This window comes from Streptomyces sp. NPDC006733, assembly GCF_040636125.1.
Taxonomy (GTDB): Bacteria; Actinomycetota; Actinomycetes; order Streptomycetales; family Streptomycetaceae; genus Actinacidiphila.
The window spans coordinates 19,846-34,336 of record NZ_JBEYJD010000010.1; the positions used below are offsets into that span (position 1 = coordinate 19,846).

The following is a 14,491-nucleotide window of genomic DNA, read 5'->3' on the forward strand; positions in this document are numbered from 1 at the left end:
CCGCACACAGGCTCACGACGCGCTCGCTCCGCGCCGCCGGGGATGCCGTCAGGCGTGCCGCTCGCCGTTGCGGCTGCCGCCGTCGGCGGCGTCCTTCTCGACCCAGTAGTCGCCGTACGCGAGATTGCGGGACGGCGGGCACTTCCCGGCGGGGGCGGCGGGCGGCGGCCTGTCGTCGTCCTCGCGGGGCCGGACGGGGGCGCCGGGCAGCCACTCGTCGCCGACCTCACCGAGCGGGTGGCCCATGGGCAGACGGAAAGGGGCCTCACCGGCTCCTGGGCGACGGCTGTGCTTCGACATGACCATCCGCTCCTCACAGCAGGGCTACCGAGCCGATCCTGACCCGGGTCCCGGAGCCACGCCACCGCGGCAGGCCGATCGGGGGACGCAATCCGCCCGGACGGCAGACACCGGCCGGCGGACGCGTCAGGCGGGCGACGGCTCCCAGCCGGGGACCAGGTCGGCCCACACCCGCTTGCCGCCGTCGCGGGGGGCCGCGCCCCAGCCGCCGGCCAGCCGCCGCACCAGGTTCATCCCGTGGCCGCCGGGCCGGTCCGGCCGGGCGGCCCGCATCACCGGCAGCTCCGCGGAGGCGTCGTCCACGGCGATCCGCAGCCGCCGCTCGTCCCACATCAGGCGCAGCACCTCGGCGCCCGAACCGTGCCGCACCGCGTTCGTCACCAGCTCCGACACCAGCAGCGCCACCACCTGGTAGTCCGGACGCCAGTTCACCGGCCCGCCGGACCCCTCCAGCTGCGCGCACGCCCAGGCCCGTGCCTCCGCGACACCGCTCTTCGTGCCGGACACCTGCAGATTGCGTTCAACCATCATCGAGATCCACCTCGTCAAGCTTCCTGCTCCGTGACCGGCGACCCCACCACCCCGTGCGCCTCCCGGCCGTTTCGCGCGCCTGCACTGCGCCTGCCCGGCCTCGCGCGATCTACGGGTGCGATCCGCCCGCGCGGGCCGCACCGCACGGGATCTTCACCCAGAGTGACGGCTCTTGTCACTGGAAGGGGTGAATCAGGCCCGGAATGGAGGTTCCCGCCAATCCGGGCAAACAGACTGCTACGAACACCTTTTGGTGATCGAAGCGGCGAACGGCCCCTTGTGTGCGGACGCCGCGCATGGTGGGCGCTGGGCGTTCGCTCTTCGTCATCGGGCTGTCCGCCGACTCCACTCGGGTCACGTCATAGAGGCGGAACGGTCCGGACGCCGTTCCCGCCCGCGTGGTCGGGGACGGCGTCACACCGCCCTCCCTGAATTCTGGAGCCCTTCATGTCCACCGACACCGCACCTCCCCAGGGCCGCGAGGCACACCGGCTCGGCACCACCGCCACACTCCCCGGACCCACCCAGGCGGCCTACGGAGTCCACGGGGTCCAGGGAACGGCACCACCCATCCGGGTGGAGGAGCGGGATCTGACCTTCGACGGCTTCCGCTTCACCTGCCGCATCGTGCGCCAGGGCCCGGCCCGCACCGAGCCGCTGCTGGTGCTCGGCGGTTCGTCCCAGGACCGCAACTCCTGGGTGCGCCACGAGAAGTGGCTGGCCCCCCTGGGCCAGGTGATCACCGTGGACCTGCCCGGCTACGGCACCGCCGACTTCCTGCCCGCCAAGTACGGGGTCGACTTCCTGGCGGCGGCCGTCCGCCACCTGCTCGACGAACTCGGCGTGACCGGCGTCAATCTCGTCGCCGCCTGTTACGGCGGGGCCATCGGTCTGCGCTTCGCGCAGCACTACCCCGCGCTCGTCGAGCGCCTGTTGCTGGTCGGCATGACCACCCGCATCCCGGCCGGCTACGCCGAGGCGATGGAGCGCTGGTCCGTCATGATCGAACGCGGCGAGACCGAGCCCATCGCCCGCGAGCTCGCGGACCGCTTCATGTCCCCGCCCGGCACCGGCCACGTCCGCAAGCACGCCGCCGTCGCCCGGCTGGTCTACCAGCAGATCATCGGCCAGAGTCCGGAGGAGCTGCGCAAGTCCGCCGAGCACAACACCCGGCTGATGCGGCACGAGTGGTACCGCCCCGAGCCGTCGCCCGCCGTCCCCAGCCTCGTGGTGACCGGCGAGTACGACACGCTGACCACGCCCGAGATGGGCCGCGAGGTGGCCACGGAACTGCCCGCGGCGTGGTTCACCACGATCAAGGAGACCGACCACCTGGCACCCGTCGAGCGCATCGCCGACTTCGCCGACCTCGTCAGCCGGTTCTGCACGGACCTGTCGCTCACCGACCTGCCGTACGCGAACACCGCCGAGCGCCTGGGTACGACCCTCGTCCCGCGCTGAGGCACCGGGAGTGTGTCCACGCCGGGGAAAGCGCACACGAGAAGGGACCGGGCGGGCAGGCGCCGGTCCCTTCCGGTGTCCGAGGTGTCAGCCGCGGACGATGTTCTCCGCCTGCGGTCCCTTCTGGCCCTGCGTGACATCGAAGGTCACATGCTCGCCCTCCGCGAGCTCGCGATAGCCGCTGCCCGAGATGTTGGAGTAGTGGGCGAACACGTCAGCGCCGCCGCCGTCCTGGGCGATGAACCCGAAGCCCTTTTCCGAGTTGAACCACTTCACCGTGCCGCTGGCCATCGTTTTTGCATCCTTCGTCCGTAACAGTGCCGCCCGAACCGGGCGCCGCGGACACCCCGGATCAGGATGTCCGCCACCGTTCTACCCCACCTGCGGCCCGCTTATACGACCGTCCCGATGCGTGATCACGCCGCGTCGGGCGGGGGCGGGCGCCGACGGGTCCGCGACCGCCGGGAGCGGGAGATAGGTACACTGGCCACGTATCCGGTGAGCGAGGTCAGAGCCAGTGGTCAGTGCCTCAACCCGCCCTCTGGGAACGGTTGATGGCAGTGCTCCGGCGCTTCCCCCGTACACCTCCTGAGTCCGACAGGAGCCTTCGTGCCGTCCCTTCCTTCGAAGCAGTCCGCCGAGCGTCCCGACAGCGCGGAGCCCCGCTTCTCCGACACCTTCGCGCGTCGGCCGACGGTGCCGCGGCGCGGGCTGCTGCCCGGGCGACGGGTCTGGGCCACCACCCTCGCCGTGGCGGCGGTGATCGGCATCAGCGTCCTGACGGTGCCGCTGATCAGCCACATCGATCTGAAGGCGGAGACGGCGGCCGCCGACCGTCCGGTGGTCGCGGAGCCGTCCAGGCCGACCCCGAGCGCCTCCGCGGCGGCCCCCAGCGCGACGGCGCCCGCCGCGCAGACCCGCCCGCAGGCGCCGGCTCAGCCGCCCGCCGCCATCCAGAACCAGCCCGGCGCGGTCGCACCGGCCGCCCCCGCCGCGCAGCCGCCGAGCAGGCCCCAGACGGGTGCCGCCGCTCCCGCGCCGACCAGGGCCCCGGCGCCGGCGCCCAAGCCGAAGCCGAAGCCGAGCGTCGCTCCGGGGTCGTTCGTGGTCGGCACGGGCTCGGGCCGCTGCATCACCGTCCCCGGCGGCAAGGGCACCGACGGCCTCGGCCTGCAGATCGGTACCTGCAGCGGGGCCAACAGCCAGCGCTGGGACTTCCAGTCCGACGGCACCGTGCACTCGATGGGCTACTGCATGGACGTGGCCTGGGGCTCCAGCAACGACGGCGCCGTCATCCAGCTCGCGCGGTGCAGCGGCAACCCGGCGCAGCGCTTCATCATGAGCGGCCAGGGCGACCTGGTGAACCCGCAGGCGAACAAGTGCGTGGACGTGGTCAACAGCTCCACCGCGAGCGGCGCCCGGCTGCAGCTGTGGTCCTGCGCGGGCACCCCCAACCAGAAGTGGCACTTCCGCTGACCCGACCGGCCCCGCCGGCCCCGCCGGCCCCGCCGGTCTACGACGTCTGCTGGGTCTCGAGTTCCGGCAGGTCGAGTTCGGAGAGGGTCACCAGGTCGTCCTCGGTCGGCTCGTCGATCTCCGCGACCCGGTAGGCCTGCCGCTCCGTCATCGCCTGGAACGCCTGGCGGGCGGAGCGGCCGTTGCCGAACCGCCCGTCCCTCGGCACGTGGGAGAAGTAGGTGTCGAGCATGGCCCGTGCCGCGTCGGTGAGGTCGTACTGGTGCGAGGCGGCGTGCTGCTCGACGATCCGCACCAGTTCCGCGGTGTCGTAGTCCTCGAACAGCAGCGTCCGGTTGAACCGGGACGCCAGGCCGGGGTTGGAGTCGATGAAGTGCTCCATCTCGGCCGGGTACCCCGCCACGATCACCACCACCGAGTCCCGGTGGTCCTCCATCAGCTTGACCAGGGTCGCGATGGCCTCCTGCGCGAAGTCGTTGCCCGCGCTGCCCCCGACGGGCGCCAGCGAGTACGCCTCGTCGATGAAGAGCACACCGCCCATGGCCTCCTGGAACACCCGCTGGGTCTTCGGGCCGGTGTGGCCGACGTACTCGCCGACCAGCGCCGACCGGTCGGCCTCCACGAGGTGGCCGCGCTCCAGCAGCCCGACGGCGGCCAGGATCCGGCCGTACAGCCGGGCCACCGTCGTCTTGCCGGTCCCCGGGTTGCCCGCGAAGACCAGGTGCCGGCTCAGCGGCGGCGCCGCGAGCCCCGCCGCGCTGCGGCGCTGCACCATCCGCATCAGCTTGACCAGGGACGCCACATCCTGTTTGACGCGGGCCAGGCCGACCAGTTCCTCGAGTTCGCCCAGCAGGCTCTCCAGGCTCTCCTCCGCCTCCTCGGCCGGCTCGTCCGGGCCGGCTCCCTTGATCCCGGAGGCTCCCGACGGGCCGGACGCCGCCGGGGCGGGCAGCGAGGCGGCGGGCCAGAGCGCGGTCTTCACCCGGACGGAGACGCACTCCTCCACCACGGGATCGGCTCCCGGGTCGGCGCTCAGGTCCTCCCCCGCGTCCTGCACCCGGATCCGCCGCAGCACCGGGGTCGCCCCGGCGCCGAGGTGCACGGCGGGGAACTCGGGGCCCGCGATGTCGCAGTCCTCGAACACCCCGGCCCCGCCCGCCTCGACGATGAGGCCGTTCTTGCCGGGCCGCACGATACGGACCCCGCGCAGCTGCGGCTCCGCGTCCCCGGCGACCACCACACCGGAGCCGGCCGCCTCCCGGACCTCCAGATCCGTCACCCGCGGCCGGGCACCCGCCTCGACGACCAGTCCGGCGGTGCCCGGCCGCAGCACCCGCCCGCCGGTCAGCTCGATCTCTCCCGGGCCGAGCACGACGGCCGCCCGCTCCCCGTCGGTGACCGCGCAGTCCAGCAGCCGCACCGGACCGCGGGCCGCGGCCGTGATGCCGTTGCGGCAGCGCAGCACGCTCAGCCCGCGGACCTCCGCGCGCGCCTCGCCGGCCACGTCGAGCCCCGACATCCCGCAGCGGGCGACCGACCCGTCGGTGATCTCGACCGTCGCGGCGCCGACCACGTGCACACCGTGCTCCGGTGACCCGGACGCCCGCAGCCGGATGAGCACGGCGGTGGCCCGGCCGCCGACGTGCACCGGACTGAACCGGCACTCGCCCACCTCGCAGTCCTCCAGCCGTACGCTCGCGTCGTCCGCGGCGAGCAGGCCGTTGGCGTCCGAGTCGCGTACGGTGCTCTGCCCGGCGGTCAGCCGGGCGGTGCCGTGCACCCGCAGCGCGGCGGCGGCCGTCCGGACGATCCGGGTGTCGGCGAGCCACACCCGCGCGTCGTCGCCCGCGCTCACGCCCGCGCCGCCGCAGTCGCGCAGCACGCACGCGGTGAGCAGCACGTGGCCGTGGCCGGTGACGCTCACCGCGTCGCCGCCCGAGTCCGTCAGTTCGCAGCCGTGCAGGCGTACGCCGTCGTCCGCGCGGAGCGTGCCGTCGGCGGCCTTCGCCGGGTCCGCGGGGGCGGGCGAACTGCCCAGGACGCGCACGGCCTCGCCGCCGCACTCCCGTACCCGGCAGTCCGTCAGGAGCGCGGAGCCCTGGTCCTCGACGAGCAGGCCGCTGCGGCCCGCGCGCTCGATGCGGCTGTCGCGCAGCACGACCCGGGCGCTCTCGCGGACCCGCAGCGCGGAGCCCGACGCCCCGCGCACCGCGGTGCGTTCCAGCTCCAGGCGGGTGGAGCCGCCGGCCACCAGTCCGGTCCCGTCGGCGTCCGCCAGCAGGCAGTCGGTCAGGTGCACGGTGCCGGTGGTGCGCAGCAGGGCACCGGTGAGGGCCGCGCCGGTGAGCGTCAGGTCCCGCAACGCGGCCTGCGCGTCGCCGACGACCTCCAGCCGGCCGCGCACGGTGCCGCCGCCGGACCACTGCGTGCTGCCGCCGGCGAGCCGAACGGCGGGCCGGTTCGCCGCGCCGCCGCGTACCGTCAGCCCGCGCAGCACCACCGCGCCGCCGGCCGTCACTTCGAGGCCGGGCCGCTCCTCGTCGGGAGCGGCGACGGTGACCGCGGCGGGACGGCCGGGCGGGTCCTGGCCGTCCGGCGTCCAGGCCAGCAGCGAGACCCCGCGCTCGATCCGCAGGGCCTCGGTGTACTCGCCGGGGGCGATCCGGATCTCGTCGCCGTCCGCCGCCGCGGTCAGGGCGGCGGCGATCGTCGGGTGCGCCGCCGGGTGCCGGGCCGGATCGGCGACGTAGAGGATCGCCGGTCGGGCGGGGGGCGGGGTCACGAGGCGTCTCCGGGTGGCGGGGGCGGCGGCCGGTGGCGGCCGGGGTTGAGGCTGAGATTACCCATCGCGGCCTGCAGGTCGACGCCCAGCCGGGCCAGTTCCGCCTCGGCCCGGTTCAACGCCGCGTTCGCCCGGCGCACCAGGTCCGCCGCCTGGTGGTAGGCGTGCGAGGCGCCGGACGGCCCGCGGGAGCTGCCCGCGCCGGAACCCCCCGGGGCCGGCTCCAGTCCCTGCAACGCCCGCTGCGCCCGGTTCAGTTCGCCGTTGGCCTCGGTGTAGGCGTCCCAGGCGGCGGCCTGCGCCTCGACGTGCGTGACCTGGGGCGCGGCCGGAACGGAGCTGCCGGGCCCGAAGCCCTGCGTGACGGACGAGGACGCGGTGGTCGGCGCCTTGCCCTTCCCCTTGCCCTTGCCCGTCGTGCCGGCGTCGCCGGCCGGACCGGTGCGGGGCCGCTTGGTGGGACCGCCCGCGTCGGCTCCGGGCGGCGGGCCGCCACGGTCCACGGCCGGCGCCGCCCCGTCGACCAGCCGCACGTCCCAGCCGCCGCCCTCGGGGCTGTCGCGCCAGGTGATCTCCAGGTAGTCGCGGGCGCGCTTGCCGCTGGTGGGCCCGTCGATCAGGTGGGGCAGGCCGTCGCCGCCCGTCACCCGGATGTCGCGGCCCAGCGCGTTGGCGTAGAAGCCGAGGACGTGCAGGCTGCCCGCGTCCATGGCGAAGTCCGCGCCGCCGCCGGCCGCGCGCAGGCCCTGCAGGGTGTCCGTGGGCGGGTGGATGCGCCCCTGGACGAGCCGGACGAAGAAGTCCTCCACGCTCAGGCCGTGGGCGTTCAGCTGGTCGGTGAACAGCTTCAGCCGCTTCTGCGCGGTGGCCGCCGTCACCCCGCCGACGTTGTCGATGCGGTCGAAGGTCTGCTGCAGCATCCGCGCCGGGTCAAGACCGGGGGTCGCCAGGGCGGCGCGGTCGAGCGCCGCGAACAGCGACCCGGGTGACAGGTCGATGGCGCGGGTGGGCAGGTGCTCGGCGGCGAAGTACCGCAGGTGGCGCAGGAAGTGCGTGGTGTCCGCGCTGAGCGCCAGGCCGTGCGACACCAGCCGCAGTTCGGCGGGGTCGATCCCGGCGAACACCGACGCGCCGCCGCCGGGCACCGGCGCGGAGACGGCGGTGCCCACGGGGTGCGTCCCGGGGGTGCCCAGCCGGGGGTCGAGACCGCCGGACAGGGACGCGGTGCTCGGGCGCGGCGCGTCACCGGCGCCGGGCCGCACCGGCCACAGCGGGTCGAACGGCTTGCCGTTGTTGAGGTTCGGCGGCAGCTTCGCGTAGTCCTTGGCGATCCAGCTGTCGCGGTGCCCGGCGAGTTCGAGCCCGCTGCGGCCCGCCTGCGCGTTGCCGCCCGACGCGTCGCTGTTGAAGAGCCGGTCCAGCGGCTTCTTGATGTGCGCGTGGTCCTGCGGGAGGGTGCCGTCCTTCCACAGGTCCTTCAGCAGCCGCGACACGTCGGTGGGGATCGCGGCGCCCTGGAAGTCGGTGAGGAACGCGGTGCCGCGCTCCGGCAGGACGTGGTTGGCCGCGTTGAGCTCGCGCAGGGTCAGCCGCGCGTCGAGCGCCTCCTTGGTGTGCCACAGGATCTGCCGGGCCTCGCGGGCCGCGGCGGCCGGCACGCCCGGCAGGTGGTGGGCGCCCTGGCCCAGCGTCTGGGCGAGCGCGTGCAGCACCTCCGGTACCCGTTCGGCGTGCAACCCCCCGACCAGCGGGTCCCCGTTGCGCACGGCGTCCGCCAGGTCGTTGAGCACGCCCTGCGCGTGGTTGATCTCGACCTGGTTCAGGGGCGGCCGGTCCGTACGGAAGGCGTCGTCGATCCGGCTGAGGATCTGCGGCAGCTGGGTGTGGTGCAGGCCGCCGAACGACGGCAGCGGCAGGTTGCGGTCCAGCTCCCAGGCGTTGAGCAGGTTGAGCCGCTCGCTGAGCGTCTGGAACTCCGCGCCGCCCGCTCCGAACCGCACCGGCGGCAGGCCGGGGCGGTTCAGCAGGACGGCGGACGCGTCGACGAAGAGGTTGGGCTCCGGCGAGTACGGCAGCTGCGGGTGCATGCCCGCCAGCCGGTCGCGGACGCGCATGTCGAGGCGGATCCGCGCGTCGAGGGTGGGCAGGAAGTTCTCGGGCACGTTGCCCTTGTCCTTGACCACCCGGGGCTTCTTCACCGACCCGTCGGCGGCGGGCTTCACCGGCTTCGGGGTCTTGGCCGCCTTGGCCGCCTCGGCGGCGAGCCGCTCGTTGGTGACCTTGACCAGGTTCTCCGCGACCCCGGCTCCCGCCATGTCGGGCATCCGGTATCCGCCCGACATCATCAGCGGCCGCAGCGGCGTGAATCCGGGCGAGCCGTGGGCGCCGAGCGCGTCGTCGAAGTGCCGGAAGACGTGCTCGCCGCCGGGCACGACGTGCGGATGGGCGTCGAAGTCCATGATGGAGAAGTAGGGGTGGTTGCCCCGCTGGATCATCGACTCCACCAGATGCGTGCTGGCGGCGCTGGTCATGGTGGCGTTGCGGGCGGTGCCGTACGCGAACTTGGCGGCGGGCGGCATCGGGGTGGCGACCAGCGCGAGCGGGTGCGGGAACGAGGCGTCGCCGAGCGCGTCGTCGATGGCGCCGCGGATCGCGGCGAGCTCGGCCGGCGGGCCGTTGACGCCGATGACGACGGCGACCCGGCCGTCGAAGCCGGTCAGGTTGTGCGTGACGGAGTCCAGGAACGACTGCAGGCCGCCCAGTTCCCGGTAGTAGACGATCGCGTTGACCACGTACGCGACGGGCCGCGACTCCTCGACGCTCCCGTGCACCAGGGCGGTGTAGCGGTCGGCGTTCATCGGCGCGGCGGGATGCGCGCCGCCCAGGTGCGCGAAGGCGTCGTTGACGGCGGTGTGCGGCGCGGCGGCCGTGACGCCGCCCGGCGGGGTCCAGGTGTGGACGCCGCCGGTGGGGGCGGGCGTGTCGACGTGCATCGCGTCCACGCCCTGGTGCGCGGGCGGGGTCATGGTGACGTCGTGCCCGGCCGGGTGCGGGGCCGTGTGCGGCACCGGGCCGCCCGCGGCCTGGCCGGGCACGTGCGGCTGCGGGGCGGGCACGTCGAGGTCCAGGTCCATCGCGTCGTCGGCGGCGGTGTGCGAGGCGGCCGGCGACGGGGTGTCCAGGTCCGCGGAGCCGGGGCGCGGCGCACGGGGGCGGGTCTGGGGGGCGCCGCCGAGCAGGCCGCCGCGCTCGGTGAAGATCTTGCCGGTGACGGAGCGGATCTCCATGCGGGTGGCGCGGGCGTCGATGCCGAGCGCGATCAGGGCGTCCTCGGCCTTGTCGACCGCCGCCCCGGTCCGTTCGACGTCGGCCAGCGCCGCCCGGTAGGCGGCGGTGGGCCCGGTGGAGGCGCCCTGGCCGGGCGGCGGGGTCACGTGGTCGAGCTGCTGCTCGGCCTTGCCCAGCTTGGTCATGGACTGCTCGTAGCGGGCCCAGGCGTTGAGCTTGGCGACGGCCTCCGAGCCGCTGGAGCCGCCGATGACGATCTGCCGGGCGGCGTGGATCCGCTGGTTCATCACCAGCTCCGCCGCCCGCCCGCCGAACCTGCCGCCGGGCGGCAGCGGCTTCACGACGGCGGGCTGCTCGACCGCCTTGCCCTTGCCCTTGCCGCCGGGCGCGGGCAGGTGCGGCACCGGGACGTCGGCGGCCGCCGGGTGCGGGGCGACGGGCACCGGCACCTCCTCGGCCTTGGCAGGGGTACCGGGCCGGGCGACCAGGTCGAGGGCGCTGTTCGGGGGTCCCCCGTGGCCGGCGCCCGCGGCGTCCAGCCCGGGTTTGGCGGAGACGCCGGCCGGGGCGCCGGTGTGCGCGCTCAGTCCGGTGGGCACGGGCGCGCGCAGCTCGTCGTCGCCGCGCAGCAGGCTCATCGCCAGGTCGTGCGAGGACAGGGCGGGCTGCGGGAGCCGCCCCGCGGTGCCGACCGGACGCGGCACGGGCGCGGAGTGCGCCGCACCGCCGGTCGTGACGGAGGGCGCCGGGCGCTCCGCGAGCCCGAGGGGCGTCACCTTGACGCCGCCCGGCTGGGTCGGCACCGTCAGCGCGTGCCCGCCCTGGACGCCGTGCACCCCGGCCGCGGGCACGGGGGGCGTCGAACCGCTCGCCAGGTGCGCGACGGGCGCCGGAGGGACGGGGGCGGTGTTGGCGACCGCGTGCGCGTCGATCGTCTTCGGCGCCGAGTCCCCGATGCGCAGGGTGATGCCGTCGGCCCGGATGCCGGTCACGGCGACGTCGCCCGAGGCCAGGGCGCGCAGTTCGGGGAAGGTCAGGTCGTTCAGCGCCTCGGCGTGGCCGACGGCGCCGCGGGCCATCGTGACGCCCTCGCCCATGCCGACGGTGTGCGGCACGCTCGTCGTGCCCGGGTGCACGCCGGCCGCCTGGTCGAGGTGCACCATCGGGGACCCGACGTGCGCGTCGCGCAGCAGGTCGACGGCGGTGTGGCCGGGCAGCAGCAGATTGCTGTCGAGCCGGACGTGGCCGGCCGCGAGGTCCGCCTGGTTGACCAGGTGCGTGCCGGCGGAGATGCCGCCGCCGTGGGTGAGCGGCACGCTCAGCCCGCCGGGCAGCGTCGTCATGCCGTGCGGCAGCGGCGGGGTGGCCAGGGACGTGGCCCCGAGGTGCAGCCCGCCCGCGCTCGGCGTCCCGAACCCGGTGACGTGCAGGCCCGGTGCGCCGCCCGCGTGGCCGACGGCGGAGGGGGTCGGGATCCCGTGCAGACCGCCGATGGTGAGCGCGCCCGCGCCGGGAGTCACCGCGGTCGGCACGCTGAGGGAGGCTCCGGGCACGTGCAGGCCGTCGAGCCCCCCGACGCGCAGGGCGCCGAGCGAACCGACGCCGAGGTGGGCGAGGTTCACGGTGGGCATCGAGCCCAGCGCGAGGTGGACGAGGTTGGTGGTGCCGGCCCCGCCGAAACCCGCGCCCGGCCGGAACAGCGCGCCCAGCGAGGTGTTGGGGCTGAACGTCCCCGCCGAGAAGTGCAGGCCGCCCGGCGTCACGATCGGGGCCGGGACCATGGCGTTGTGGGCGCCGGCCGCCAGGGGCGAGTTGAAGTGCAGGGCGGCGTCGGTACGGCCCGCGTTGACGAGCAGTTCGTGCAGCTCGGGGTGGGGAATGCCCAGGACGCGCTCGCCGAACGCGAGGCGGGCCGCACCGCCGAAACCCAGCACGCCGATCTCGGTGGCGTTGAGCGGCACGAGCGCGGCGACGCCGAACCGGCCGAGCCGCTGGAGGTTGACCAGGCTGTACGTGCCGACCTTCGCCCAGTTGCCGGTGACGTTGCCGGTGAACTTCGCCCAGTCGCTGTGGATGGCGGTGACCAGTGTGTTCCAGCCGCCCTTGGCCCCGTTGCCGATGCCGCGCAGCAGGCCGCCCAGGTCGATCTTGAGGGCGGGGCCGAGGTGGGAGCCGATCACCATGGGCGCGATGACGAACTTCGGCAGGCCGGTGAGCGTCGAGAAGTGCCCGATCTGCGACCAGATGTTCTTCCCGGCCATCGCCAGCCCGTTGACGCCGCCCTTGAGGCTGTTGCCCAGCCCCTTGAGCAGCGCGCCGACGTTGATGCCCTTGGTCGTCGGGAAGAGCACCCCGAGGAAGGCCAGGCCGAGTTCCAGGCCGCTGGCCTTGCCCTGGCTGAACGCGACGATCGTCTTGATCAGCAGGACGGCGTTCATGCCCCAGGCGATGACGGCCAGGATGCCGCCGGTGAACACCGCGAGCACCGACAGGATGATCGTCAGCCACTGGAAGACCTCCCAGAACAGGTCGCAGTCGCTGACCGGTTGCACCATCAGCTCGCCGGCCGTGTGCAGCTGCCGGCGCAGCTCCGTCGCCGCGGTGGCCACGTCGCTCTTGGCGTCGGCCGCGCGCTGCTTGAGGCCCGGCAGCTGCGTGTCGTCCTGGGGCAGGCCCTGCGCCGCGGACAGCGCCTGGTCCGCCTCGCCCTGGGCGGTGGTGAGGGCGGTGCTGTACGCGCGCAGCGCGGTCTCCGCCGTGTGGAAGGACTCCTCCACCCGGCCGACGAACTTGAAGAGGTGGTCGTCGACCTTGTCGCGCAGCGCGTCGGCGGTCTTGCCGATGAAGCGCTGCCCGTCGCCCGCGGTGACCTGCAGTTCCTTCAGGCCGGTGTTGATGGTCCCGGCCGAGGTGGCGAGATCGCGCATCGCGTCGGCGACGGTGGCCAGGGTGGAGGGGTCGCCGGGGGTCGGGTCGCCGTCCAGGTCGAGTGCACTCCAGTCCCCTGGACGCGTTGCCACGCTCACGCACCTCCTGGCGGCGATCAGCCGTCGCCGTAGGCCTGGTGTACGGGCTCCGCACGGCCCGGACACCTTGTCTACGCACGACGCGCCCGATCGGTTCACTCTGTGAACGACGTCACAAGGCGGCGGGAGGCGGGTGTGCGCCGGATCACTGAACCGTTCCGATCTCCGGTGCGTTGGAAGTGCGTACGCGTCCCGTCCCCGTCTCCGTCCCCCGGGAGTGGCTGTGCCCGACATCGCGGTCGACTACGAACTGCTCAACAACGTCGCCCAGAAGGCCCGCACCCTCAAGGGGCAGGTCCAGGCGGCGCGCGAGGGCAAGCAGGACTACACCGTCAACGAGACCGGGGCGGCGTCCGTCTCGACGGCCATCCGCGCCTACTACTCCGTCTGGAAGAGCTCGTTCAAACGCTCGGAGGAGAAGCTGGAGAAGCTCGGCAACCTCTACGACGGGGTGGCGCGCGGCTGGGCGGACTGGGACTTCCGGCTGTCCGGTGAGGCCAGCAAGCAGGAGGCGTCGCTCGCCGCGGACCTGTACACGACCCAGAAGAAGATCTGGGACGACTGGCAGGCGGCGGTCGCGGCCGGCAACGCCGACCCCAACGACCCGCACGCGCCCAGGCCGCCGGGAGACCGCCCGGGGACCTGGACCACCGACGACGGGCACGGCAACACCACCACGACCACGTACGAGTACGGCGCCGACGGCAAGCCGACGAAGATCACCACGACGCAGCACACGAGCACCGGCCTGACCAGTACGGACACCACGAACTACCACGCCGACGGCACGTACGACTCGTCCGCCACCGATGTCTACGGCAACGTGACGACCACGACCGGCAACAGTCAGACCACCGAGTCGGGGAATACCAAGACCACCAACGACACCTTCAGCAGCACCACCAAGGACACCGACGGCAAGGAGAGTACGACCACGGGCACGACCAACTCGGTCTACAACACGACCACCGGTCACCGTGACTCGGACACCACCTACACCACCGTCGGCCCCGACAAGGACGGCAACCAGCAGACCGTGAAGGGCACGACCCACTCCGCGGTGGACCTCAACGGCCACGAGGTCGTCACGACCATCGAGGTCAACGAGGACGGCAGCGGCACCAAGACCGTGGTGACCGACGGGAGGACCGAGGAGTGGAAGAGCGACAACGCGGATCAGAACAGCGGCTGGGAGACGTCCGACGACTAGGGCCGGAACCGGCTCCAGGGCCGGAACCGGCCCCGCACCCGTGAGCCGCCGACGGCGCCACGATCACCCCACAACCCAGGGAGCGCACCATGCCCGCAGGCAACATCAACCTCGACTACACCGAGATCGTCCGCGTCTCCGGCGTGATGAACCAGGCCGTGAACGACATCAACCCGCACCTGCTGTCGACGAAGACCTCCGTCGAGGGGCTGCTGGACAACGGCCTGTTCATGCAGCAGAGCAGCCCGGCGATGAAGGCCGCCTACGAGAAGCTGACCGCCTCGCTGCAGCAGGCCGTCGAGAGCATCAACAGCTTCGCCATGCAGTTCACCAAGATCAAGGAGTCCGTCGAGAAGATGGACGCCGACATCGCGGCCAGCACCAACCAGTCCTGACCTACGCATCCGAGCCCGCGGC

9 protein-coding genes are annotated in these 14,491 nt (G+C 73.7%); 4 read left to right on the forward strand and 5 right to left on the reverse strand.

Annotation, left to right across the window (positions count from 1 at the left end):
- Positions 1 to 48 precede the first annotated feature (48 nt).
- Positions 49 to 246, reverse strand: a complete 198-nt coding sequence (locus ABZ721_RS11280) for a hypothetical protein (RefSeq protein WP_358788371.1) — start codon at positions 244 to 246, stop codon at positions 49 to 51.
- Positions 247 to 426: 180 nt separating this feature from the next.
- Positions 427 to 831 (reverse strand): ATP-binding protein, encoded by a 405-nt coding sequence (locus ABZ721_RS11285; protein WP_358788372.1) that lies wholly within the window; start codon positions 829 to 831, stop codon positions 427 to 429.
- A gap of 447 nt (positions 832 to 1,278) precedes the next feature.
- Here ABZ721_RS11285 and ABZ721_RS11290 point away from each other — a divergent pair, with 447 nt between their 5' ends.
- The gene (locus ABZ721_RS11290) at positions 1,279 to 2,292 is read left to right on the forward strand and encodes an alpha/beta hydrolase (protein ID WP_358788373.1); all 1,014 of its coding nucleotides are present in this window, start codon (positions 1,279 to 1,281) and stop codon (positions 2,290 to 2,292) included.
- Between the two features lie 87 nt (positions 2,293 to 2,379).
- On the opposite strand, the gene ABZ721_RS11295 is transcribed toward ABZ721_RS11290, so the two are convergent.
- On the reverse strand, positions 2,380 to 2,583 hold the full coding sequence (locus ABZ721_RS11295) for a cold-shock protein (RefSeq protein ID WP_269276869.1): 204 nt from the start codon (positions 2,581 to 2,583) through the stop codon (positions 2,380 to 2,382).
- A 318-nt stretch (positions 2,584 to 2,901) separates the two neighbouring features.
- On the opposite strand from ABZ721_RS11295, the gene ABZ721_RS11300 reads away from it, so the two are divergent.
- A complete protein-coding gene (locus ABZ721_RS11300) occupies positions 2,902 to 3,768 on the forward strand; it encodes an RICIN domain-containing protein (protein ID WP_358788374.1) in 867 nt (288 codons plus the stop codon).
- 37 nt (positions 3,769 to 3,805) lie between these two features.
- Here the strand turns inward: ABZ721_RS11300 and ABZ721_RS11305 are convergent, their stop codons facing one another.
- On the reverse strand, positions 3,806 to 6,550 hold the full coding sequence (locus ABZ721_RS11305; protein ID WP_358788375.1) for a right-handed parallel beta-helix repeat-containing protein: 2,745 nt from the start codon (positions 6,548 to 6,550) through the stop codon (positions 3,806 to 3,808).
- The gene (locus ABZ721_RS11310; protein WP_358788376.1) at positions 6,547 to 12,858 is read right to left on the reverse strand and encodes a putative T7SS-secreted protein; all 6,312 of its coding nucleotides are present in this window, start codon (positions 12,856 to 12,858) and stop codon (positions 6,547 to 6,549) included. The genes ABZ721_RS11305 and ABZ721_RS11310 overlap by 4 nt, the downstream gene beginning before the upstream one ends.
- 229 nt (positions 12,859 to 13,087) lie before the next feature.
- Between ABZ721_RS11310 and ABZ721_RS11315 the strand changes: the two genes are divergently transcribed.
- Positions 13,088 to 14,074, forward strand: coding sequence for a hypothetical protein (locus tag ABZ721_RS11315; RefSeq protein WP_358788377.1), 987 nt, complete (start codon positions 13,088 to 13,090; stop codon positions 14,072 to 14,074).
- 89 nt (positions 14,075 to 14,163) lie between these two features.
- Positions 14,164 to 14,469 carry a hypothetical protein gene (locus tag ABZ721_RS11320; protein WP_358788378.1) on the forward strand — a complete coding sequence of 102 codons (306 nt, stop codon included), beginning with the start codon at positions 14,164 to 14,166 and terminating at the stop codon, positions 14,467 to 14,469.
- The last annotated feature ends 22 nt before the right edge of the window (positions 14,470 to 14,491 follow it).

Bases quoted from the DNA above. Each gene is read 5' to 3' on its own strand.
- ABZ721_RS11280 (WP_358788371.1), bottom strand. From the start codon at position 246: ATGGGCCACCCGCTCGGTGAGGTCGGCGACGAGTGGCTGCCCGGCGCC.
- ABZ721_RS11285 (WP_358788372.1), bottom strand. From the start codon at position 831: ATGATGGTTGAACGCAATCTGCAGGTGTCCGGCACGAAGAGCGGTGTC.
- ABZ721_RS11290 (WP_358788373.1), top strand. From the start codon at position 1,279: ATGTCCACCGACACCGCACCTCCCCAGGGCCGCGAGGCACACCGGCTC.
- ABZ721_RS11295 (WP_269276869.1), bottom strand. From the start codon at position 2,583: ATGGCCAGCGGCACGGTGAAGTGGTTCAACTCGGAAAAGGGCTTCGGG.
- ABZ721_RS11320 (WP_358788378.1), top strand. From the start codon at position 14,164: ATGCCCGCAGGCAACATCAACCTCGACTACACCGAGATCGTCCGCGTC.